General features: G+C 44.5%; 23 protein-coding genes. 6 read left to right on the top strand and 17 right to left on the bottom strand.

What is annotated here, in order from left to right; genetic code table 11:
- Positions 1-411: 411 nt before the first annotated feature.
- Positions 412-1,236 carry a flagellin N-terminal helical domain-containing protein gene (locus ACX5KA_RS02290; RefSeq protein WP_239258044.1) on the bottom strand — a complete coding sequence of 275 codons (825 nt, stop codon included), beginning with the start codon at positions 1,234-1,236 and terminating at the stop codon, positions 412-414.
- A 705-nt stretch (positions 1,237-1,941) separates the two neighbouring features.
- On the bottom strand, positions 1,942-2,763 hold the full coding sequence (locus ACX5KA_RS02285) for a flagellin N-terminal helical domain-containing protein (RefSeq protein ID WP_020743045.1): 822 nt from the start codon (positions 2,761-2,763) through the stop codon (positions 1,942-1,944).
- Between the two features lie 239 nt (positions 2,764-3,002).
- On the opposite strand from ACX5KA_RS02285, the gene ACX5KA_RS02280 reads away from it, so the two are divergent.
- Positions 3,003-3,989, top strand: a complete 987-nt coding sequence (locus ACX5KA_RS02280) for a hypothetical protein (protein ID WP_342324608.1) — start codon at positions 3,003-3,005, stop codon at positions 3,987-3,989.
- Here the strand turns inward: ACX5KA_RS02280 and flgL are convergent.
- The 13 genes from flgL to ACX5KA_RS02215 form a co-directional block, all read right to left on the bottom strand.
- Positions 3,986-5,209, bottom strand: a complete 1,224-nt coding sequence (flgL, locus tag ACX5KA_RS02275) for a flagellar hook-associated protein FlgL (protein WP_239258041.1) — start codon at positions 5,207-5,209, stop codon at positions 3,986-3,988. The two genes, ACX5KA_RS02280 and flgL, sit on opposite strands and share 4 nt — an antisense overlap.
- Positions 5,210-5,216: 7 nt before the next feature.
- Positions 5,217-7,259, bottom strand: coding sequence for a flagellar hook-associated protein FlgK (gene flgK / locus ACX5KA_RS02270; protein WP_458730307.1), 2,043 nt, complete (start codon positions 7,257-7,259; stop codon positions 5,217-5,219).
- Between the two features lie 28 nt (positions 7,260-7,287).
- Positions 7,288-8,238: a flagellar assembly peptidoglycan hydrolase FlgJ gene (gene flgJ, locus ACX5KA_RS02265; RefSeq protein ID WP_458730306.1), complete on the bottom strand. Its 951-nt coding sequence runs from the start codon at positions 8,236-8,238 to the stop codon at positions 7,288-7,290.
- Between the two features lie 60 nt (positions 8,239-8,298).
- Positions 8,299-9,411, bottom strand: a complete 1,113-nt coding sequence (locus ACX5KA_RS02260; protein ID WP_014975877.1) for a flagellar basal body P-ring protein FlgI — start codon at positions 9,409-9,411, stop codon at positions 8,299-8,301.
- Between the two features lie 22 nt (positions 9,412-9,433).
- Positions 9,434-10,114, bottom strand: coding sequence for a flagellar basal body L-ring protein FlgH (gene flgH, locus ACX5KA_RS02255; RefSeq protein WP_014948599.1), 681 nt, complete (start codon positions 10,112-10,114; stop codon positions 9,434-9,436).
- Between the two features lie 11 nt (positions 10,115-10,125).
- Positions 10,126-10,914 carry a flagellar basal-body rod protein FlgG gene (flgG, locus tag ACX5KA_RS02250; RefSeq protein ID WP_014948598.1) on the bottom strand — a complete coding sequence of 263 codons (789 nt, stop codon included), beginning with the start codon at positions 10,912-10,914 and terminating at the stop codon, positions 10,126-10,128.
- 46 nt (positions 10,915-10,960) lie between these two features.
- Entirely contained in the window at positions 10,961-11,704 is a 744-nt protein-coding gene (locus tag ACX5KA_RS02245) for a flagellar basal body rod protein FlgF (protein ID WP_012517630.1), read from the bottom strand.
- A 224-nt stretch (positions 11,705-11,928) separates the two neighbouring features.
- Positions 11,929-13,314, bottom strand: a complete 1,386-nt coding sequence (flgE, locus tag ACX5KA_RS02240) for a flagellar hook protein FlgE (RefSeq protein WP_101563668.1) — start codon at positions 13,312-13,314, stop codon at positions 11,929-11,931.
- A gap of 14 nt (positions 13,315-13,328) precedes the next feature.
- Positions 13,329-14,015, bottom strand: a complete 687-nt coding sequence (locus ACX5KA_RS02235) for a flagellar hook assembly protein FlgD (protein WP_015066434.1) — start codon at positions 14,013-14,015, stop codon at positions 13,329-13,331.
- A 31-nt stretch (positions 14,016-14,046) separates the two neighbouring features.
- The gene (gene flgC, locus ACX5KA_RS02230; RefSeq protein WP_015066433.1) at positions 14,047-14,469 is read right to left on the bottom strand and encodes a flagellar basal body rod protein FlgC; all 423 of its coding nucleotides are present in this window, start codon (positions 14,467-14,469) and stop codon (positions 14,047-14,049) included.
- A gap of 2 nt (positions 14,470-14,471) precedes the next feature.
- Positions 14,472-14,906, bottom strand: coding sequence for a flagellar basal body rod protein FlgB (flgB, locus tag ACX5KA_RS02225; protein ID WP_015066432.1), 435 nt, complete (start codon positions 14,904-14,906; stop codon positions 14,472-14,474).
- A 196-nt stretch (positions 14,907-15,102) separates the two neighbouring features.
- Positions 15,103-15,933: a CheR family methyltransferase gene (locus tag ACX5KA_RS02220; RefSeq protein WP_012517625.1), complete on the bottom strand. Its 831-nt coding sequence runs from the start codon at positions 15,931-15,933 to the stop codon at positions 15,103-15,105.
- A gap of 15 nt (positions 15,934-15,948) precedes the next feature.
- Positions 15,949-16,878, bottom strand: coding sequence for a chemotaxis protein CheV (locus tag ACX5KA_RS02215; RefSeq protein ID WP_015066431.1), 930 nt, complete (start codon positions 16,876-16,878; stop codon positions 15,949-15,951).
- 271 nt (positions 16,879-17,149) lie between these two features.
- On the opposite strand from ACX5KA_RS02215, the gene flgA reads away from it, so the two are divergent.
- From flgA to flgN, 3 genes are all read left to right on the top strand, one after another.
- Entirely contained in the window at positions 17,150-17,866 is a 717-nt protein-coding gene (gene flgA, locus ACX5KA_RS02210) for a flagellar basal body P-ring formation chaperone FlgA (protein WP_015066430.1), read from the top strand.
- A 102-nt stretch (positions 17,867-17,968) separates the two neighbouring features.
- Complete coding sequence (flgM, locus tag ACX5KA_RS02205; protein ID WP_012517622.1) at positions 17,969-18,298, top strand: flagellar biosynthesis anti-sigma factor FlgM; 330 nt, start codon at positions 17,969-17,971, stop codon at positions 18,296-18,298.
- A 30-nt stretch (positions 18,299-18,328) separates the two neighbouring features.
- Positions 18,329-18,760, top strand: coding sequence for a flagellar export chaperone FlgN (gene flgN, locus ACX5KA_RS02200; protein WP_012517621.1), 432 nt, complete (start codon positions 18,329-18,331; stop codon positions 18,758-18,760).
- 46 nt (positions 18,761-18,806) lie between these two features.
- Here the strand turns inward: flgN and ACX5KA_RS02195 are convergent, their stop codons facing one another.
- Positions 18,807-19,292 carry an LPP20 family lipoprotein gene (locus ACX5KA_RS02195; RefSeq protein WP_012517620.1) on the bottom strand — a complete coding sequence of 162 codons (486 nt, stop codon included), beginning with the start codon at positions 19,290-19,292 and terminating at the stop codon, positions 18,807-18,809.
- Between the two features lie 298 nt (positions 19,293-19,590).
- On the opposite strand from ACX5KA_RS02195, the gene ACX5KA_RS02190 reads away from it, so the two are divergent.
- Together ACX5KA_RS02190 and ACX5KA_RS02185 are read left to right on the top strand one after the other, a co-directional pair.
- The gene (locus tag ACX5KA_RS02190) at positions 19,591-20,775 is read left to right on the top strand and encodes a flagellar assembly protein T N-terminal domain-containing protein (protein WP_458730305.1); all 1,185 of its coding nucleotides are present in this window, start codon (positions 19,591-19,593) and stop codon (positions 20,773-20,775) included.
- Between the two features lie 271 nt (positions 20,776-21,046).
- Positions 21,047-21,430, top strand: a complete 384-nt coding sequence (locus ACX5KA_RS02185; RefSeq protein ID WP_080653170.1) for an EAL domain-containing protein — start codon at positions 21,047-21,049, stop codon at positions 21,428-21,430.
- Here ACX5KA_RS02185 and ACX5KA_RS02180 read toward each other — a convergent pair.
- Positions 21,405-22,001 carry a response regulator transcription factor gene (locus ACX5KA_RS02180; RefSeq protein WP_020743029.1) on the bottom strand — a complete coding sequence of 199 codons (597 nt, stop codon included), beginning with the start codon at positions 21,999-22,001 and terminating at the stop codon, positions 21,405-21,407. The genes ACX5KA_RS02185 and ACX5KA_RS02180 overlap by 26 nt on opposite strands.
- Positions 22,002-22,180: the final 179 nt, after the last annotated feature.

Below are 22,180 nucleotides of genomic sequence, written 5' to 3'. Positions count from 1 at the left end.
AATAGAGGTTCAGATACATCAACGAGGCTTGTTTGCTACGACTAGGGATAGATGAAATAATTTTTTCGACAATTAGAAGCAGAACCCAGGAAGACAAACAGAAAATTGGTACCATTATTGCATTAATCCAAATGGATTCTAGCGTTGCTCTACTGGAATTTGAGATTGGTGAGACGATTCGGCGATTATAAAAAAGGCCGAGACGTTCATCTCGGCCAATTTGCTCACGTTAGGAGATGGAGCAAAATTCGTTTTTGTCGGCTAACAGGGCTTAGTAGATTAAACTGGCCTCTCAACCAACACTTCTACATTTTCGGACCTGTTGGTCGGCATTCTATTTAAAAGGGCGGCAATAAAGCCGTCCTTTTCACTTTTAGGATGGCCTCTCAACTCCTTCCTATAACTTCAACTTTATCCACCAAGAAGCGACAACGCGGCTTGTGGACGCTGGTTAGCTTGCGACAACACTGTAGTTGTTGCCTGCTGTAATATCTGATTGCGGGTCAATTCTGCCGTTTCAGTGGCAAAATCTGTATCCTTGATGCGAGACCTTGCAGCAGAAACGTTTTCGGATATATTGCTCAGGTTACGGATGGTCGACTGGAATCTATTTTGGGTTGCCCCTAACTCTGCGCGAGTGCTCCCAATAATAGACAGCGCGGCATCCACATCGGTCAGCATTGCAGAAGCGGCACCTGCGGAAAGTACGTCTCCATCGATTCCTAAACCCGAAGCGCCAAAGCCACCGGACCTCGAGAGATTTATGCTAATTTTCTGATTAGCATTTGCTCCAACTAAGAAAGACGCAGAGTAACCTCCAGTTAATAAACTTACGCCGCCAAATTCAGTCGTAGAACCAATACGAGACATCTCATTTCTCAATGCTTCAACTTCTTCGTTCAGCGCAACTCTGTCTGCAGTATTATTGATACCGTTCTGTGACTGAATAGCTAGCGTCCGTATACGCTGAAGAGCGTTGGTTGTTTCTTGCAATGCACCTTCCGCAGTTTGTGCTAAAGAAATTCCATCATTTGCATTTCTTACAGCCTGGTCCAGCCCCTGAATTTGAGAAGTCATCCGATCGGTTATCTGAAGTCCTGCAGCATCGTCGGCAGCACTGTTAATACGAAAACCAGACGAAAGACGCTCAAATGCAGTATTTAAATTATTGCTTGTATTAAACAGCTGACGCTGGGCGTTCAATGATGACACATTGGTATTAACAAATAGACTCATGAGTCTCTCCTAACAGTTTCGAGTATGGCGCTATTGGTTTTATTATTTGCGCAATTAATTTAAATATTTGGCATAACCTGTGCTTACAAAACCCTGTCAGTTTATTCTGACGTTTCATTGGCACACTACCAATGGAACTTGCTAAATAGAGAAGTTTCTTCTCTTTGCTGGTCGGTGGGTTTGGTGTTCCAGAACCTCAAACCTCTCACTACCTCCTGGCTCTATTCTCGCCGGTCGGCAGCTCTAATCATTTATCAACAAACTCCATCTTTTATCGACCTTTACTTGAAATTACTTTAGTATTTTTTTCAAGACTTTTTGTCGATTTAAAGCACTGTATTTCCTAACTTTTAAACTCAGAATCTTAAAATAAACCTGAATTAAAACGGTGCTATTGACGCTTTTAAACATAAACTTTAGAAGCGTAGAGGATAAAAACATCGTTTATCTCCCCTTTGTATTAGTTATCGTCAAAGATCTATTTTTACTTTAGATGTTTTTCCAAATTTTTAGATAAAAAAGAGAATCAATAAAAAAACCTATAAACTTCATAGTGTTGGGGCTATGGATTGAAGGCACAAATGTGTGGGTAGGCGGGCTTTATAACAATTAAGTGGCTGAGATATAAAAAAGCTGGCCTTGAAAAGACCAGCTTAAAACGCACGTGAACTAGAGCACTACCTCCTGGCTTCACGCTAATTATGATTAACCTAGAAGCTGTAATGCAGCCTGCGGGCGCTGGTTAGCCTGAGCTAACACAGTGGTGCTTGCCTGCTGGATTATCTGATTTCTCGTGAGACTTGCAGTCTCAGCGGCAAAATCTGTATCCTTTATTTGAGAACGCGCGGCAGATACATTTTCAGAAATATTACTTAAATTTCTTATCGTTGACTGAAACCTGTTTTGCAGCGCACCCAACTCTGCCCGTGTGCTCCCAATTACGGATAATGCCGAATCTATTTCCGCCAACATGCTTGACGCAGCACCTGCTGATAAGACATCACCATCAATTGATAGGCCGTTGGCACCAAATCCACCCGTTCTTGACAAATTAACACTGATTTTCTGATTTGCATTCGCGCCTACAAGGAAGGTAGCAGAGAAGCCACCGGCGAGTAGCGACACACCACCAAACTCTGTAGTGCTCCCGATTCGAGACATTTCCTGTCGAAGAGCTGATACCTCCTCTTGCAGTGCTACCCTATCGGCCGTGCTGTTGATCCCGTTTTGTGACTGTACTGCCAAAGTACGAATTCGCTGAAGGGCATTTGTAGTCTCACCCAGTGCACCTTCAGCGGTCTGAGTAAGAGATATAGCGTCGTTCGCATTGCGAACGGCTTGATCTAATCCTTGAATTTGTGATGTTAAGCGATCAGTAATCTGCAAACCTGCGGCATCATCAGCAGCGCTGTTGATACGGAAGCCTGAAGAAAGGCGCTCAAAAGACGTACTCAAAGAATTACTAACATCAAAAAGCTGACGCTGGGCATTCAATGAGGATACATTGGTATTAACGAACATAGACATAAAGTCTCTCCTACACTCTCAGTCCAGCGTGCGCTGGCTGTCGGCATTGCCGACGTTTTGTTTTAGTAGTCATCAAGACCTGAGGGGTAATTGATGAACTGGCTCTCTCAGAAACTGTATCGACATCATTTAGAATCCCTTTAGAAAAAATTACGATTTTTGCCGATAGGCGGTAAGATATTGCCGTAGATTGACGGTAAGACACGACATAACTGGTGGATTTTTAAGGGAGATTTGGCATGAAAAATAGTTTGATGCTGTTCAACATAAAGCGCATATCCAAGCCTGCAACCCATTGCGCTTTCACTGATTTAATAGAAAATCCGTTCGACAAAAGTCGTAAAACTTTGATGTGCTGTTACCGACAAGCTACCGACCATGTCAGTACTGACGGAGTGGTTATTGTATTAACTCTTGATAAAACTTCGTTTCAAGTTCGCAACAGAGTAGTTATTAGAGAGAATAATGCAGACCTACGAGATCCGAAGTTCTCATACGATGGCTCTCGTCTCATGCTTACTACCTATGCAAAATCCTTCCTTGATAATAGAAAAGTGGTCACAAAAATGGTGACTTTTTTCTCAACCACCGGCTATTCATGGTCTACAGGGAATAGTCACGGTAGAAGCGGTTGGTGGTTGTGGAACAATATTTTTTATAACTCAGAAGCTTATGGTTTTGCGTACAATCGACGAGCGAACTCAGTTTCGCTCTATAAGGGTGATCCTACACGTTCAATGCACGTTCACAAGGAGGAGGCTTTTTGTTTGGGCAAACAAGGTAAAGGTTACCCCAATGAAAGCACAATCTTGTTTGATGATTACGGAATCGCCTCGGTATTTTTAAGACGAGATGCCGATACTTTCAGTGCGCAATTTGGTACGTCAAAACCGCCGTATACCAAATGGCAGTGGCATGATTTAGGTATCTATATTGGCGGTCCGGCCGCAGTGGCGTTAAGTGAAAACCTATATATCGTTGCAGGACGACATATAGATTGGGGCTCACACCAATTTACCACCAGGGTATGGCTATTTGATAGCGTAACTAAAATATTCACTGAACTAAAAACGCTGCCAAGCGGAGGAGATACAAGTTATCCGGGCTTGGTGATTGAAGGCGACAATCTTTATATCTCTTACTACTCCAGCCATGTCGACAATCAAGCCAGAGTTTATATGGCGCGCTTAAACGGCGTTAGTGATTTGATAAATTATGACCGCTAAACGAAATCGAATAGCGATAAGTTAGCTACTTTAGGAAAAGTAGCCAACGCAGCACTCAATGCCGTTTCCTGCTTTGCGAACTCAGTAGACGCCTCTGCGTAGTCTACATCCTGAATAGATGAGCGCTGCGCTTTTGCCGCAATTTCCATATCAAGGTTACTTTCATAAGTACTCTCAGCGATATTCAAACGGCTACCGATGGAAGCCCGTTCTAAAGAAAGTTTCTCAAGTCCGTTATCCAATCCTACTAGTGCATCAGCTATCGATTCTTGAAGTGCAGAATTGTCTATTGTGGAATCCATCAATATGGTCTGAATTTCGTGGATAGACTGGGCCATGCTTTTCTTTTGCGGTGCGTTAAAAGACAAATCTATACTATCACCAGGCACGGCCGTCGCATCAAATTCCATTCCCTTGATGGTAAACGGCTGACCAGACGTAAACGACACTGTGTCAATAACGACACCAGTACCTTGGTTGACCAACTCAGCTTGTCCGGATGCTAGAAAATTAATGCGGTAATCGTTGTTTCCTGCGTTTACAGGGTCGTAATTCTTGTCAAAAAAGGTATCAAATGTTCCCTGCTGTCTCACAGAGGCAGTAGTTACCGTTGCCCCCGTTGTGCCATCAACTGAAAATTTAAATCGCGATAGCACGTTTTCAAAAACTTCATATCCGTTACTGGTTGATTGAATCTTCGAGCTATTAGATAGCTGCACAAAGCTTACACCAGGGTCGCCTGCGAAGGTAATGGCATTCCCACCCGCTGCTGGGTTGTATTCAAACGCCTGGTTGCCCGACTGGAAGCCCGCATACAAATAATTGCCATCTGCATCCTGTGTGTTCATCAGATCAAACACTTCAAGTTTTATCTGCTCTAGTTCCGCACCAATGGCGCGTTTATCAGGGTCATCTAAGATCCCATTTCCAGCCTGGACAATAAGCGTGCGTGCACGGTTAATTGAATCAGTAATATTGGTTAGCACAGCCTCTTGCTGTTCAAGCGACCCCGTTACCAAATCATTATTACGCTGAAACTGAGTAAGCTCATCAATTTCTTCAGTTAAGCGCAGCACCTTCGCTGCACCAACAGGATCGTCGCTGGGCGTGATAATGCGTTTACCGGAAGCTAGCTGTTCTTGGGTTTTCGCCAAGTCGCCCTGATTTTGCATAATCGAGCGCATGTTTTGATCATAAATTTGATTCGTTGATATACGCATAACTCACCTACCTTGCTGACTGCAAAATGGTATTAAATAATTCTTGAGCCGTAGACAAAATTCGTGCTGCGGCAGCATAGCTTTGTTGGTACTTAATCAAGTTTGCCGCTTCTTCGTCTAAGCTTACGCCTGAAACAGACTCAAACCAGTTTTGCGACTGTACTTTCATCGCTTCAGCGGAAGCCAATGAGACACTGGCCATTGATGCATCTTCACCAATGCGTCCTACCATAGACGCATAGGCATCTTGAAAGGTTCTAGGCCTATTCGTCGCTTCGCTACTCACCTGTACTTTGTTTTCATTTTGAAGAGCAGCTAAATTAAGCGCATTGCTGTTGTCGTTAAAGCCATCTGTATTATAGCTAATTGAAAAGCTATCCCCTGCTTTTGGTACACCGTCTAAACTGAGATCAAAACCAGGGTCTGGGCTTATTCCTGCCTGAGTAATAAGATTATTTAAATTTGTTGTTCCTGTGACAGTTGCTAACACTGTACCGCTTCCATCTAATACCTCGTAGGTATCTGCAGCGGTAAAGCTAATTTGAGCTGGCGCTGTATTTAAAAGGCCACCCGCACCATCAAAAGCAGAAGTGCCCACTTCCGTATTTGACACTGTTACATCTACAATATTGGCACTGCCTAAATTTGTGCTATCGGCCCCGGCTCTTACGGGATTAGCAAAGGCCAAATCTTCGGGGCGATTAGTGGCTAAACTTATTTTTGAAGCCACGTCTTTAGTGGGTTGAATTAGAAACTCATTGCCAATGGTATAGGGGTCGCTCCCCGCAAAGTCGATTTCAATGCCACCAGGTAGTTCGTTAAAGCCAGGGGTTACAGCAAAGTTTGAAAAAATGATGTCATTACCTGAACCATCTTTTTTCGGTGTGCCATCTGGATTTAAAAACGTAATTTCTATTTCGCTGGGCACGCCTGCAGCAACAGCAGTCACTTCAATTTTATAATCGGCGTCAGTTAATTCAGCACCTTTACCCTCGGTAATCTGCGCATTAACAACATAGTCGCCATTGGTATCTTCGTAGGCTAAGCCTCTGAACGAAGGAATATCGAAAATGTTAGTGCCGATTTGACCGTCTAAATCCATACCCAATTTATTTTGAGTATTCATCGCATCGGCGAAAGCGACGGAGAGCTGACCTACATCACGCATTGTTGGCCCTAACACTTCATTGCGATACTCAAACAACCCACCCAATGCGCCGCCAAGATCACTTTCCAAAATTCGTAATGATGCGTTGTTTTTGGTTTGTGAGCCAAAGTCAGTTTCTAACTTAATTTCTTTCGTCGTTAAATCCGCACTAGAGCTTAACTCAAAAAGGTTGAATGCACCGTTTTCAAGAACGAGTGACTCACCTGACGTAAGATTAATGGTTACAGCACCATTTTGCGTAGTGCTCTCTTTAACCGTAATACCCATGATAGAAGCAAGCTCGTTGATAGCTTGGTCTCTTTCGTTGAGCAGAGCGCTTGGTTGATCGCTCGTATTGTTACCATTGGCGATAACAATGTTGCGGTTCAAGTCGCCAATATTGCCAATCAAGGTGTTTGCTCGGTTCACCATCGACGTGAACTCTAGGTTGAGCTCTTCCTCTTTTTCTAGCATATAGTCAGATAACGTTCTCATTCGGTTATACAAAGACTCGGATTTACTCAATACTTGTTCACGTGACGCCAAATTGGTTGGGTCATCTGCTGCCGTTTGTAAAGCAGAGAAATACTCACTTAGTCCTTTTGAAATTGAGTTCGCTTCACTTGCCAACAGGTTATCAATAGCCGTTGTTTTGCTAGAAAAGGCTTCCAGTTCTCCTACCGCTGTTATGTCGCGACGCAGCTGATTTTGTGCAAAAACGTTGATAATACGCTCAGTATTGCCGATCTCCACACCAAAAACTTGGCTGTTTTGAAGCTCAGTGCGCTCGCGAACATAGCCTGGCGTGTTGACGTTGGCGATATTGTTACTCGTTGTTTGAAGTAACTTGCTGCTAGCGTTTACGCCGCTTGTGGCTAATGAATATAAATCAACAGAACTCACTGTATTCTCCTCACCTATGGCCCCTCGACTACGGCATTAACACGCTAAGACGTTCGCTGTTATACACAGCCATTATCTTGCTCGCGTATTCAGGGTCGGTAGCGTAGCCCGCTTCTTGAAGCGCATGGGTATAGCGCGCTGCGTCAGAAGCATTCTCGACAGCATGGCTGTAGCGAGGCTGTGATGTGATAAAGCGTCCATAGTCTTCCATTGCGTCTTCTACTGACGAGTAGGACCTAAAAGCAGCCTTTTGTTTTTGCGGCAGTCCATTGTTAAATTCTAATGTGTCGACTACAGCCTGCTCTCCTTGCCATCCCTTATTTGCTTTGATGCCAAATAAGTTGTGCGAGCTTTCCCCATTGGCTTTATGGATAACAAATTTCCCCCACCCGGTTTCAACTGCTGCTTGGGAAATTATTGCTTTAGGATCCATTCCGTATTTTTCTGCCACTTTCTCAGCTATTGGCATTAGGCTCTCTACAAACTGCTCGGGACTTTCGAACATGGCATCTTTTTGTGCTGACTGGCTACGAATAGACTGTGAAGAAAGGGCAATATCCTGCGCCTCAGCTACGTTGTACACACGGTTTCTGTTAAGTGATGATAAGTCGCCGTCACTTCTGATTACACTGGCAGGCGTATAGCTATCCTCAGTTTGACCTAACTGTTTAACAATGACATCAGCGAGACCTAAGCCACCACCGGAAGTGAGGTCTGTTGCTAGCTGTTGGTCGTGCATATCACGATAAAATTTAACTTGCTGCGAATTAAATGGGCTATTTTCGTCAGCAAGGGCATCTTGCGCTTTACGCATTGATTTCAACATCATTTGCACAAATATTGCCTCGAACTGCTGGGCAGCTTCTTGCAATACCGTTTCATCGCCTGACGCAATGGCTTCACGCATTTTGTTGATGCTGCCCAGATCATGGACGTTACGCGCCATATCAAGCTGATTTTTTGTGCTTAATGCTTCCATCGTATTTGTTCCGCTGATACCTATTTTTCTCGCGAGCTATTATTGGTGTGATTAGTTCGTTTAGATAATCACGAGTTCACCGCGTAACGCGCCTGCCTGACGAAGTGCCTCTAAAATTGCCATTAAGTCGCCCGGTGCCGCACCCACTTCATTAACGGCACGTACTAGCTGGTCAAGAGTGACGCCTGGCTCGAACTTGAACATGCGGCTATCTGCCAAATCGACATCAACAATCGACTGAGTGGTAACGGCAGTTTGCCCTTCACCAAACGCGTTAGGTTGAGAAACTTGCTGATTTTCAGAGATGGTCACCGTTAGCCCGCCGTGAGTAATTGCTGCTGGTAACAAGCGAACGTCACTGCCAATAACAATGGTGCCTGTGCGGCTGTTTATTACCACACGCGCTGGCGCATCAGCTGGTGTAAATTCGAAGTTTTCTAAGGTAGCCAAAAAGCCCACGCGCTGACCGACGTCTCGCGGGGCCGACACGCGAACAGACGCTGCATCAATGGGCTTAGCAATAACATAGCCATTTTCGGGCTGTGCACCTAAGCGCTCGTTGATCGTATCTGCAAGCGACTTAGCCGTTGAGAAATCTGGATAATGGAGGTTAAGCGTTAACGTGTCGCCATTGGCAAAGCCTGTTGGTACAGATTGCTCTACCATCGCACCGTTTGGAATTCTGCCTACCGTTGGCGTATTAACGACAATGCGCGAGCCATCACCGCCTTGAGCGCCAAACCCGCTCACGACTAAGCTGCCTTGCGCTACAGCGTAGACTTTACCGTCAACACCGCGAAGAAACGTCTGGAGCAGCGTTCCGCCTTGAAGACTGGCCGCTTCGCCAACTGAAGAAACCGTAATATCAATGGTTTGTCCGGGTTTTGCAAAAGCAGGCAGGTCGGCGTGTACCGCCACTGCGGCCACGTTTCGTATTTTTGGCTTGGTGTTAGCGTCAAGACTGATACCAAAGTTACGCAGCATGGTTCTGAAACTCTGTTCGGTAAACGGGCTTTGTTCACCCGTTCCAGGCAAACCTACAACAAGACCATATCCCACTAATTGGTTACTACGTACGCCTTGAATACTCGCTACATCTTTAATGCGCTGCGCACCTGCCTGTGAAGATAAAAGCATTGTGAAAGCGGCTAATACTACTGAAAACAAACGCATGTTCACTCTCCTATCCTAAAACCTAAAGAGGCCACCAAGCAGAATCAAAGAACTTGGTTAACCAACCCTTTTCTTGTGCTCGCGCAAAACTTCCCGTACCCGAATATTGGATACGCGCATTTGCAACCTTAGTGGACACGATTTCATTCTCGGGACTAATGTCTGCCGGACGAATGATGCCGGTAAGACGGATATATTCATCGCCCTGATTCAGGGTTAGCCACTTTTCGCCACGAATAACAAGGTTGCTGTTAGGAAGTACGTCGACCACAGTAACTGAGATAGCGCCGTTTAAGCTGTTGCTTTGGTTAGCTGTGGCATCACCGGAGAAATCTCGGGATGAACTTATTCCCAATTGTACCGACTCTCCGCCAATATTTATCGCTTGCCCAGCAAGCCCGGTAATAGGGTTAAGATTGACGTTTGAATCTTTCGCTGTGCTAGTGTCGGCTGATTTGCTCGCTTGGGTATTCTCGCTTAACGTTACAGTGATGATGTCACCGACTCTTCTTGCGGTAACGTCAGAATATAAGTTGTTAGCAAGCTGCGAACGAAAAAGCGAGCCATCTTCTACTACCGTTTCACGCGGGTAATCTGGCACTACCGGTGCAAACGACGGGTCGTTTGCCTGAACGGGAGGCTCGTTTGTACTGGCGCAACCGCCAAGTATCAGAAGTGCAGCAGATAAACCTAAAATACGCATGATGCTACCTACTAAAGTTGCTGAATAACCTGACCAAGCATTTGGTCGACCGATGAGATAACCTTTGAGTTCATCTCATACAAGCGCTGGCTTTCGATAAGGTTTACTAACTCTTCGGTCACGTTTACGTTAGAGGTTTCCAACGTGCCTTGTGAGATGTAACCCAATCCTTGCAGACCAGGGATCCCCTGAATAGGCGCACCGCTTGACGCTGTCTCTACATAAAGGTTTTGTCCGGTTGGTTGTAATCCGGTTGGGTTAACAAAGTCAGAAATATTAAGCTGACCGAGTACCTGCGGTTCAGCTTGGCCCCGTATGCTCACGCTAATTTCACCATCTTGAGAAATTGTGATTTGTTGCGCATCTTCGGGAATAGCCACTTCAGGCTGAAGCAAAAAGCCCGCGCCCGAAGTAACAATTTGGCCTTGGTCGTTCAGTGAAAACTGACCATTTCTTGAATATGCAATGGTGCCGTCTGGCTGCAATATTTCAAAGTAACCACGACCTTGAATTGACATATCCAACGCGTTTTCAGTGGTTAGTAAGTTACCCTGCGTATGTGCTTTTTGAGTAGCAACGACCTTCGAGCCTGAACCAAGCATAAGCCCAGAAGGTAGCTCTGTGTCAGCAGACGAACGACCGCCTGGCTGATTGATATTCTGATAAAGCAAATCTTCAAACACCGCGCGGTCTTTTTTAAAGCCCACTGTTGACGCATTGGCTAGGTTGTTAGATACCACTGCCACATCAGTCTGTGCGGCGTCTAGTCCGGTTTTACTTATCCATAGTGCTGGATGCATGTTAACCTCCGACGTTGCTCATGGGGCAACGATGATAAAAATTCGTTTACAGAATGCGTAATAACGCATTGCCACTTTGATCTAGTTTCTCTGCTTGCTTCATCATTTTGACTTGAAGCTCGTAGTGACGTTGCAGACTTATCATGTCTACCATTTCGTCAACCGCATTGACGTTGGAACCTTCAAGCATGCCCGACATTACTTTCACGTTGGCATTGGCTGGCGCTATTGAGCCATCTTCCATTCTAAATAAGCCGTCGTTCCCACGTTCCATGTCTGCATAGTTTGGGCTAACTAATTTAAGTCGCCCCACTTCTTCAATAACATTGGCAGGGGCACCTAACTGTCTCATTGACAACGTGCCATCGGCCGCAATATTGAGATTATCTAAAGGAACAGGAAGGAATATTGGCCCATTGTCACCAAGCACGACGCGATCGTGGATATCTGTCAAAATTCCGTCATCGCCCAACTTGAAATTTCCGTCACGCGAGTAAGCTTCTTGACCATTTTGATCTTGTACAGCGAACCAACCATCACCTTGAATGGCTACGTCTAAGTCGCGGTCTGTTTTAATCATCGGGCCCGACTCGTAATTATTCGACGGGCTTTCTGTCATGGAAAACACGCGAGTCGGCAAACCTTCGCCGTAGGCCGGCATTGACCTTGCCTGCTCTAACTGCGCTCGGAATCCCGTTGTCTGTGCATTAGCCAAGTTATTGGCCCTAATCCCTGTTCCTAGTAGGTCTTGGGAGGCGCCACTTGCTGAAATATAGAGAAGTTTGTCCATGACTGACTTTTGACTCTGATTAAACCTTAAACAAGATTTTGCAAAGGCAGTGCCAATCTGTGGATATTTAGTGCAATTGAAAAATAAGGGCGGTATTGAATTGATATATATAGAAAAATAAAAAGGTCGCATTGTTGCGACCTTTCTAAATCGGGTCAAATAGGTACGGTTTTCCGCGCCTAAAATTTGCCGCTTAGTAATCTGCTAATGTAGCTTACTGCAAACTATCGAATATTAAGGATAGTCTGGTTTAGCGAGTTGTTCACTTCAAGCGCACGCGAGTTTGCCTGGAAGTTACGCTGAGCGATAATCATATCGATGAGCTCAGTGGTAAGGTTAACGTTAGCTTGTTCTAGCGCCGAAGAGTTAATTTCGCCGAAAGTACCAGTTGTTGCTTCACCCGCTAGTGCCTCGCCTGAAAGAATACTTTCCTTCCACTGAGTACTGCTCTCTTGAGTTAGGCCTTGTTCATTAGAAAAGCGAACCAAAGCGACACGAACAATAGGTTCAGACGTACCATTAGAGAACGTTGCACGAACCAAGCCATCCGGACCAATGTCGATACCTGTTAATCGACCTACAGGCAAACCATCCTGTTCTAATGATGTAACCTCGAACGCAGAGGCGAACTGAGTCGGCTCATTAGGCGTAGCGCTATTAACATCGAGGTTGAAATCTATACTTATTTGCTGCGTAGGATCTGAGCCATTAGCAAGAATACCTGCGCCTAGCGCTTCTGTTTCCATTTTGAAATCAAGTGTAGGTAGGCCATCAGGCGTTTCCATACCAGCGAAATCACCGCCTTGAGAGAAGATGAGTTTAGATGCTGTTACGGCGTTACCAGTGTTACCTCCGACACTATTTACTGCTGTTGCTGGGTCTGTGTCATTACCCGCTGAATCTGTCATATCAACTAGCGTGTCATCGATTGCAGTAGCAACATACCACTCATTGTCAACACCCGGTGTCGCATCCTTTATGAAGTAATAGGTCATTACGTGACTATCACCTAACGAATCGTAAACGGTTACCGATGTTGCTGCGTTGTAGGTAAGCGGATCTTCAGGGTCAAAATCTTGTGGATCTAGGGCTGCATCACCAGCAGGCAAGTTCATTCGAATGTCAACTTCTGTGGTTTGTGCGGGAGAACCCGAAGAATCAGGTATTCGTACTGGCTCTGTAGTACTAAGTGCTACCGAGGCACTTGTACCATCAGAGTTAACGGGGAAACCCAATAAGTTATCGCCGTTACTGTTAACCACGAAATTGTCGCTATCTAACTTGAACTGACCCGCACGTGTGAACGAGAAGTCGCGAGACGTAATTTCAGGAACTGTCGCAAAGAAACCATTACCCGTGATCGCCAAATCAAGCGAGGTATTGGTAAACTGAAGGCTACCTTGAGAAAATTGCTGAGCAACTTCTTGAGTGAGTACACCGTCACCTACTTTAGTTTTACCACCTGAAAGCAGTGATGCCGCATAAACATCGCCAAATTCAGCGCGAGATTCTTTAAAGCCAACTGTATTTACGTTTGCGATGTTGTTGGCGGTCACATCCAAATCTTTTTGTGCGGCTGAAACGCCACTCAGTGCAATATTAAAAGACATTATTGATTCTCCTGCTAACTGCCGATTTGAATGACGTCATCAAGATTGATACTGACATCACCATCCAAATTCAAAATTACGCCTTGGCCACTACCTGCCAAGCTTACACTTCCAACATGACGATTAACGGCTGTGTTTAATTGAACACCTTCACCATTTAGCTCGCCTGTAGCGCTGATGACATATTCACCTGGCGCCATTTGATTGCCGTGCTGGTCTTTGCCGTCCCATTCAAACTCAATGTTGCCAGCACTTTGTGTGCCTGCATCGATAGTTTTGATCACTTCGCCAAACTGGTTCTCGATGGAAATAGTCATGTTCTGAACGGTTTTTTCGTTCACGATAACGCCGGAGAGGCCGTCACCTTCAGCTGCCATATAACCAACGTTGCCTTGGACAAGTACGTTTTGACCAATTAAGCTAGATGCCTGCAGCGCTTGATTTGACGTCATTGAAGCAGCAAATGACTCGAACTTTTCGTTGAGCTGAGAGATACCATCAGCCATAGTAAAAGAGGTCATTTGCGCGACCATTTGGTCATTGTCCACGGGCGCAGTGGGATCCTGGTTGGCAAGCTGTTCTGTTAGCATTGAGAAGAAGTCTTCTTGCGTTAGCTGCTGTTCAGTTCCATCAGCTATCTTGACGGTTTCTTCCTGCCAATACAGATCAGTATTTAAGCCGGTGTTATTAATAGTGTTCACTTATTAATCCTCACATTACTCAAGAGACAAATTACTGCCCTTGACCTAGCTGCAGTACACGACGGAAAATGCGCTTTGTTGTGTCAGCTACCTGAACGTTGGTTTCATACGCTTTTGATGCTGACATCATATTTGCCATTTCTTCCACAATGTTCACGTTCGGCTTGTAGATATAGCCATCTTCATCAGCCATAGGATTGTTAGGTGAGTACTCAACTTGAAGTGGTGCATCACTTTCAACAATACCTTTAACTTGAACACCTGCGCCTTTTGACTGGTCGCGCATAGCGTCTTGTAGTGCCGTTGCGAAAACGGGATGACGTGCTCGGTAAGTTTCGTCATAGCTACTGCTAACCGAGTTTGCGTTGGCAATATTACTGGCCGTGGTATTTAGGCGTACGTTTTCTGCCTCCATCCCCGTGCTCGATATTTGCATTACGTTAAATAAACTCATGACTACTGGCCTCCTGAGCTAAGCGCTTTTTTCATGCCTTTAATTTTTCCATTCAAAAACTCAAGACTAGCTTGGTAGCGCAATCCGTTGTCTAAAAATCGGTTTCTTTCCGCTTGTACTTCTACCGTGTTTCCGTCTCCGGTATCAGGCTGAGTAGGTATGCGGTACTGCATGTCAAAGTTTGCCGCTAGTGACGAAGGATTGCCGCTTAAGTGGCGATCATTTGTCCGCACTAGACCTGAAGAAGCCCGGCTTGATGAGCTGCTTGATGCCTCATGCATTGCCGACTGCATCGCTTTATTAAAGTCGATGTCTCTCGCTTTGTAGCCTGGCGTATTTGCGTTTGCTAGATTCCCTGAAATAACTTCCATACGCTCTGTGCGTATCTTGAGCGCCGACTCGTTAAAGCCAACCAGTTTATCTAGGTTAATAGCCATAACATGACCTCTGACATACTTATAAACATTTCATGGTGACAATTTGACGGAATTAAGATGTGACGGTTTCCGTTAAATGTCGTCTATGAAAATAGTTAGCAAGGCAGATGCCATAATGAGTTTTTGACGGAGGTTTTTTAAATAGTGGTCGACCTGATCGATAAAAAATTATTATTTATCAGACCGATAAGTGAGATCATTTTTTCTGGTAGTAGAGGCCAGGGTGGCACTTCACCATATTATATGTATCGCTTGCCGCGCTGATAGACTCAGAAGCGCCAAGGAAAAGTATGCCTTCAGACTGCAGTTGTCCGGCAATTTGTTGCAGTATGCGCTGCTTGATGTCTGCTGAAAAATAAATGAGCACGTTGCGGCAGAAAACGATGTCAAAGCGGCCAAGGGCGGCATAGCTTGAAAGAAGGTTAAGGCTTCTGAAGTTTACCATTCGGCGAACATCAGGCTTTATCTGCATCAAACCGCTTTCATTTTTTTGAAAAAATGCTTGTCGTCGTTGGGGCGATAAACCCCGAGCCAACGACAGCTCGTCATAGATGCCCGATTCGCACTTTTGCAACATTTCAGAGGACAAGTCAGTGGCAACAATTTCAACCCCCGCACGCAAAGCGCCGGGACGCTGACGCTGATACTCAAGTACAGACATAGCGATGGAGTATGGCTCTTGACCGGAAGAGCATGCTGCGCTCCAAATCCGTATCTTTTGGTTCTTTGCCGATAACTTAGGAAGCAGGTCTTTAACAAGAAGGTCAAAAGGATAGTTGTCGCGAAACCAAAGGGTCTCATTGGTCGTCATTGCATCTATAACGCTTTGAAGTAAAGATCTGTCAAAACCTCGTACAACGACATCAATCAGTTCGTCAGCCGACTCGTATTTATATTTGAAGAGCAAAGAAGCCAAGCGGCTGCGCACTAGATATTGTTTATTATCACCTAGTACTATACCGCACTGCTTTTCTAAGAATTCTCTGAACTTCAGGTAACTTGCTGGCGAAACGTCTTTATTAGCCAATCCTATATTGCTCCGTTATTCGCACTCTGTCATTAGCCATTTTTGTACTGCGGTCGCAAGCTCATCAGGATGAAATTTTGCGATAAAGTCATCAGCGCCGACTTTCTGTACCATTGCTTGGTTAAATACACCACTAAGTGAAGTGTGGAGCACGACGTGAAGCTTCTGCAATTCCGGCGTATTTTTTATTTCCGCCGTCAGCGTATAACCATCCATTTCCGGCATCTCAATATCAGACACTAAAACCCCAACACGGTTAGTTACATCGCCATACTCTTCAGCGATTTCTTTCAACCGTTTCAAAGCCTCTAAGCCGTTTTTCGCAAGCTCAATTTCAAGGCCAAGCGACGTTAATGCTTTTTTAACCTGATTTCGAGCCACTGAAGAATCATCTGCAATAAAGATAATCTTATTTTCTTGGCCCTCTGTGGTTAAGCCTTCAGCTACCTCAGTACTTACTTCTGCATTAAGCGGCGAAATTTCATTGAGAATTTTTTCTACATCAAGGATCTCAATCAATTCATTTTCAACTTCAGTAACCGCGGTTAAGTAACTTGCTCGCCCCGTACCTTGTGGAGGAGGCATAATTGCGTCCCAGTTGGTATTTATAATACGTTCCACAGCGCCCACTAAGAACCCCTGCACCGAACGATTGTATTCTGCGATAACGATAAAGGCATTAGAAAGGTCCTCAATCCGTCGGCCTCTCGTTGCCATGCTTAAGTCGATAACTGAAATAGTTTGCCCACGAATATGTGCCACCCCCCGCACCAGAGGATTGAGTTTTGGCATAGCGGTTAGCGGAGGACATTGCAGCACTTCCCGCACTTTAAAAACATTGATCCCAAAGCGTTGGCGGCCGTTCAGTCTAAACAGCAACAGCTCCAAGCGATTCTGCCCAACAAGCTGCGTGCGCTGGTTTACTGAATCTAAAATCCCCGACATAGGTCACCTCTAAATAATACTGGGCATGATCATTGCCTCTGATAATAAAGATAGACAATATCACTAAATTTTTGCAGGTCAAACGACAGAAAAATGACACTTAATGTCATTTTTGTTTTTGTAATAGCCAATTATTACAGCGTTAATAAGCCTGCGTTGAGACTAGCACCTATTGACCTTACTGTACGCTTTGCAATTAAATCCAATGCGGATTTACACTGGTGTTACTAAGCATAGTCAATAACTCGTAAACTGAACACGAAAAGTCACTATGAAACCAAATAACGCTACAATGCACCAATCACTTACTCGCTTACTTCTATGCGTGGTACTTAGTGTGATTTCAATAAGTTGCTTAGCGGCAATGACTAATCACGTACGCGTAGAAGAAGGCGCAAAGCAATATTTGCTCTCTCAACTTACTGATAATGCGCAGGATACTAGCATTGATGTGGCTATTGTGAAGATAGACGATAGGATAAATATTCCAGATTGCCCCACCGGTTTTCAGTATAATGCTTCGCAAGAAGCGCTAAGTCAGTCGTATATATCGGTGCGCGTTAGCTGTCAAAATAATGAGTGGTATCTGTTTACCAGCGGCCAAGTTACACGCACAAAAGAAATCGTTGTTACCCAAGGAGCCGTCAGTCCTGGCACGGTTCTTACTTCTTCTAATTTAACACTGGCAAAAGTTGACGTTAGACGATTGCGGCATACCGCTTTTACCGATTTAGAAGCCCTTATTGGCGCTAGAATGAAGCGCCGAGTAACTAACGGACAAGCAATCCAATCGAATATGCTATGCTTTGTCTGCAAAGGCGATAGAATTACTATTACTGCTGAGGTAGCTGGCATGGAAGTTAAGACTGCCGGTATTGCGCAACAAGACGGCGTCGTGGGTGATAATATTAAGGTTTTAAACGCAAGCAGCAGAAAAGCAGTAATCGCTAGAGTCGCAAGCCCTGAAGAAGTCGTGATACACTTGTAATTGAGGCAGTAAATATCTACTTTTTTGTGCATAATTTGGCTAAAGAAATAAGCGTAAAGGCCGATATACTTTACAGAGGCAAAAAAGTAGTGAGGACTTATTATGGCTATTAATAATATAAACAATGGGTTACCTAAAACACCCGTTGATAATGGGAAGGTTGCGCAACAAAACCAGACGCAGCAGTCTCAGCAACAGGCTGCGGCACAAAGCGCGCAGACGGCTCCAGCGCCACGTCAAGACTCAGTGTCGCTGACTCAATCTGCACAGCAGCTAAATCAAGTGCAGAAAAAAGGAACTGAAGCGCCTGTTAATCAAGACAAAGTAGATCGTTTAAAGAAAGCGATTCAAAGTGGCGAATATAAAGTGAATCCAGAAGTGCTCGCTAACAAAATAGCGAAACTTGAAGGTGAAATTTTCGGTACCAAATAAAAATAATCAAGTGAATAGTAGAGCGTAAGAGTGACTGAACAAAACAGCCCATTATCACAAGCAATAGCTAAGCAAGTAGAGCAACTCTCTACACTTGTTGCCTTGCTTGAGAAGGAGCTTCAGCTTATAAGCTCTCGTGACGCTGAATCGTTGATGAAAGTACTAGACGAAAAAACGCAGCTACTTACGTCCATTCAGACACTTGATAGTGATATTGAACGTACTCTTGCCGGCTCTGCCTCATTGTCCCAATACGATGAAGGTTTAATGGAGCAAGCAAAGCGTCTACTTGACGATTGCAAGTACCGCACACAAGTCAATCAAAAAGCCGTGGAGCAAGGACAGCTACGCCTCACACACCTGCGGAATTTGATGATGGAAGTGCGTGCGAAAGAGTCGCTTACTTATGATAAGAAGGGAAAGCCAAAAGGCGGAACCTTAGGTTCTGGCGTCAGCGCTTAGGCCCTATATACCAAGGTAGCCTGCGCTGCTTTATATCGCCCCATTCCTAATAGTATTTTACGTCTTTGACTCTTCTTGGCTTCGCGGTAGATAAATAAATATCATAAACTTGCTGCATATCTAAAGAGAGTTCTGTCACGTAGGTGTCCTCCCCTACCGGATAAGTTTTGACGACTTCAGCGCCTCTTATCACGCCTTCAACTGAGGCTCGCAACGATTCCGACTCTACAACAAGATGGGAAACTGATTGGCTGCCTTCAATTTTTTGACCATAAACTTGTTCTGTGAGTTCTCTGTATGCATCTAATTTTGACGCTTTCATTGCCATTATCAATTTCATACTATCACTTTCACCTCGCTGAGATGAAATCGGCGCATAGCCAATGGCCTTCAGAACGGGATAGCTTTCTGGCTCAACCGTCTCCCACTCGACATGTTTATCAATAATGCCACAGCCACTTATACTGAGAGCGAAACCGAGAATGGAAGACTGAATAAACACTTTCGATTTTTTCAATTTATTCAAGCACATGAATCTAAACCTCAATTTGCATCAATAACAGGTTACTGACGGCTTAACTATTTGTTAGCTTCTATTAGATACGCTATGACAACGCTCGATGGCCTGTTTGACCTAACGCCTAATTTTTCGGTATTCACCGATTCGCCTGCCTACATCAGGCACGCATTTACTCGCTGATATAGCCCAAAGAAAGCAAGATGTGCGCCCATTTTAACTTATTATAGAAAACCCACATCACTTGGCACTTTTTTCGCATAGTTCGTGGTATTAATCTGGCGCATAGACTGAGCAACAATAGGAGTGTGTGGTGCAACGCATAAGCAGAACAACTCTGGCGAAATTTTTTAATATTGCTGTGGCGGTAGTTTGCCTATTAGTTTTTTTTATTGGGCAAGCGCATGCCGCGTGGTATGAGGCCACGGGGCAAGCAGTTGTGCTAGATGGTAATAAAGAAGCAGCTAAACGCACGGCCACGCAAGAAGCGTTAAAACAAGCAATGCTGTTTGCCGGCGCTTCAGTGCACAGTGTTGCCAAACTCACCAATGGATTGCTTAAAAACGAAGAAATGACAATCCGCTCTACCGGCGAAGTTAATCAGCTTGAGCTAGTTAACGAAACCTTTAACGGTGAGGTAATTACCGTGCGTGTCGGAGCCGATATTTTTCCTAAAGGTAAGACGTGCGATGCACAGCTTGATGAGAAACACTTCGCCACTACACACTTTAGAATTAGAAATAGAGGTCATTTGACCCATGGCAATATGCCTAATTTCGACAAAGCTTTCACTCAGCGACTCGTAGAGGCAATGAAAGCTCAAACCAACAACCTTAGCATTACTTATGTTGCACCTCATACGGCAAAATTTGACAGCCGGTTTACCGCAGAGAATATACGCACCCTATCGGCCCAAAGTAACACTCAGTTTGTGATTATTGGTGTTATCGACGATTTAAGTATGGGCCCAAAAGATACCCCGCCTGTGTTTACACCGTGGCGTGATAGTACACCAGAGCGCGCGTTCTCAATGTCACTTCAGGTTTATGATGGAATAAATGGGGGCCTGCTTTATACCTCGTCGTATAGAAACCAAGAAGAATGGACGTTTGACAGATTCGAAGATGTTGATGAGTTTTCGTCAACCTTTTGGCAGTCCCGCTATGGTCAAGCCATTGACGTAAGCATCAGCGAGGCAATAGAAGACATCAAAGAATCCACTGCTTGCCAGCCTATAACAGGCAGGGTAATTAGCGTTGCGAACAACAAAATTTCAATTTCTTTAGGGAGAGATAATGGCATTTCTGAGAAAGATGAACTATATCTTTATCAAGCTAAAGAAGTAATAGATAACCTAGGCAGAACGTACCTTCAGTATGCTGTCTACCCTGGCACGTTTATTGTGGACCGTGCCTTTGGCAATTCATCAACGGTGGTAAACACAGGTACAGGCGTTATCGCGAACATCCAAGAAAATGATTTTGTAGTAAAAAAATAACCTCTAACAAATAAATCCCCTAGCAAATTCATGGTTGGTTTATCAGCATAGCCGTGTTATATCTATAACAACGTATAACAATCAATACTTAAGTTTAATGTTCGTCCTAGTAACCTCATTTATACTTTAGTCTAAAAATAATCAAAACCATGACCCTTTCCCTATTTGCGTCGCACTGCTTAGCTTTCGTAGCTCTGCTACTAGCTGGCCAGCAAATCAAGGATCACTATATTATCGAGTTTCCAAAACTCGAACAGGAAGTTAAAGAAAAATTTGGAGCAGATTATGTTTTGAAGTACGTGAGTCTACCGCCACGCGTTTCCCAGATGAATTTAAAGATTTTTGTAACACGCTAAAAGCCAAAGATTGCATGATTGGCCTTAAGCGCGTTGGCGAGTCTTTCTCTCAATTATTAAACGTACAAGAGATGGGCTTAGATTATGTGAAGATTGATTCTGCTTTTATGGCGGACATCGACTTTAATCCCGCCAATCACGCATTTATCAGAGGCTTCTGCTCGTTAGCTCACACCTTTGGTATTAATGTATACGCTGATGGCGTTAAACGTGCTGATCACCAAGATTTATTTATCGAGCTTGGTATTGACGGGGTGGTTTCTCATATTGAGGTTATAGAGCATCTTTTAGATGACTAAACTCACCTAAGCGAAGCAGCAGACTAATTCTGTCTTTAGCTTGGAACTTGTTAAGCAGCGTACCGACATATTCTTTGACGGTACGCTCGGTGATACCGAGTTCCCGCGCTATTTCCTTATTACTAAGCCCATCTAGGATACTGCTTAGTACATCCCTTTCTCTGTTTGTTAGGCTTTTAAGGATTGGTAGTATTCGCTTCGTTTGAAGGTTTGTGGCAACGTTTGACGTCGTGACAGACAGTAACTCATTAGGTAGCCACATGCCCCCAGCTTCTATAACGCGAGCTACCGATGCTAATAAAGATTCAGCGCCAAGGGCATGGCAATAAGCTCTTGCTCCTAGCATCAGCGCTGTCTGCATTTCTAAACGATCATACTTGTAGGTAAGTAATACCACCTGAGAAACTTTCTGTTTTGCGGCGATAAGTTGTTGGCGCCAGTCACCTTCGGTAGCTAATATCCAGATGCAGTCACTTTCCTTACACTCAATACTGGTAACGGTATTATATTTTGTCCATGAGTACTGAGTTAGCGCGCCTTGTAAACCTTTTTCGGCAATAAAATGTCTCATTTAACGCTCCCTCAGCGCAGAAGCTGTCACGTTGAACAATGGCGATAATATATAATTAAGCACGGTTTTCTTCCCCGTCAATATATCAACCTGAACTATCATCCCCGGCAAAATGTCGAGGGATTCATCTGCTATGCTCCTTTTTGTTTCAGGGCAAGATCATACTCTGACTTGCGTTA

The sequence above is a fragment of the Alteromonas alvinellae genome (assembly GCF_902705805.1).
Note: the sequence above shows the minus strand (reverse complement) of the source record. Positions and strands in the feature narration are given on the sequence as shown.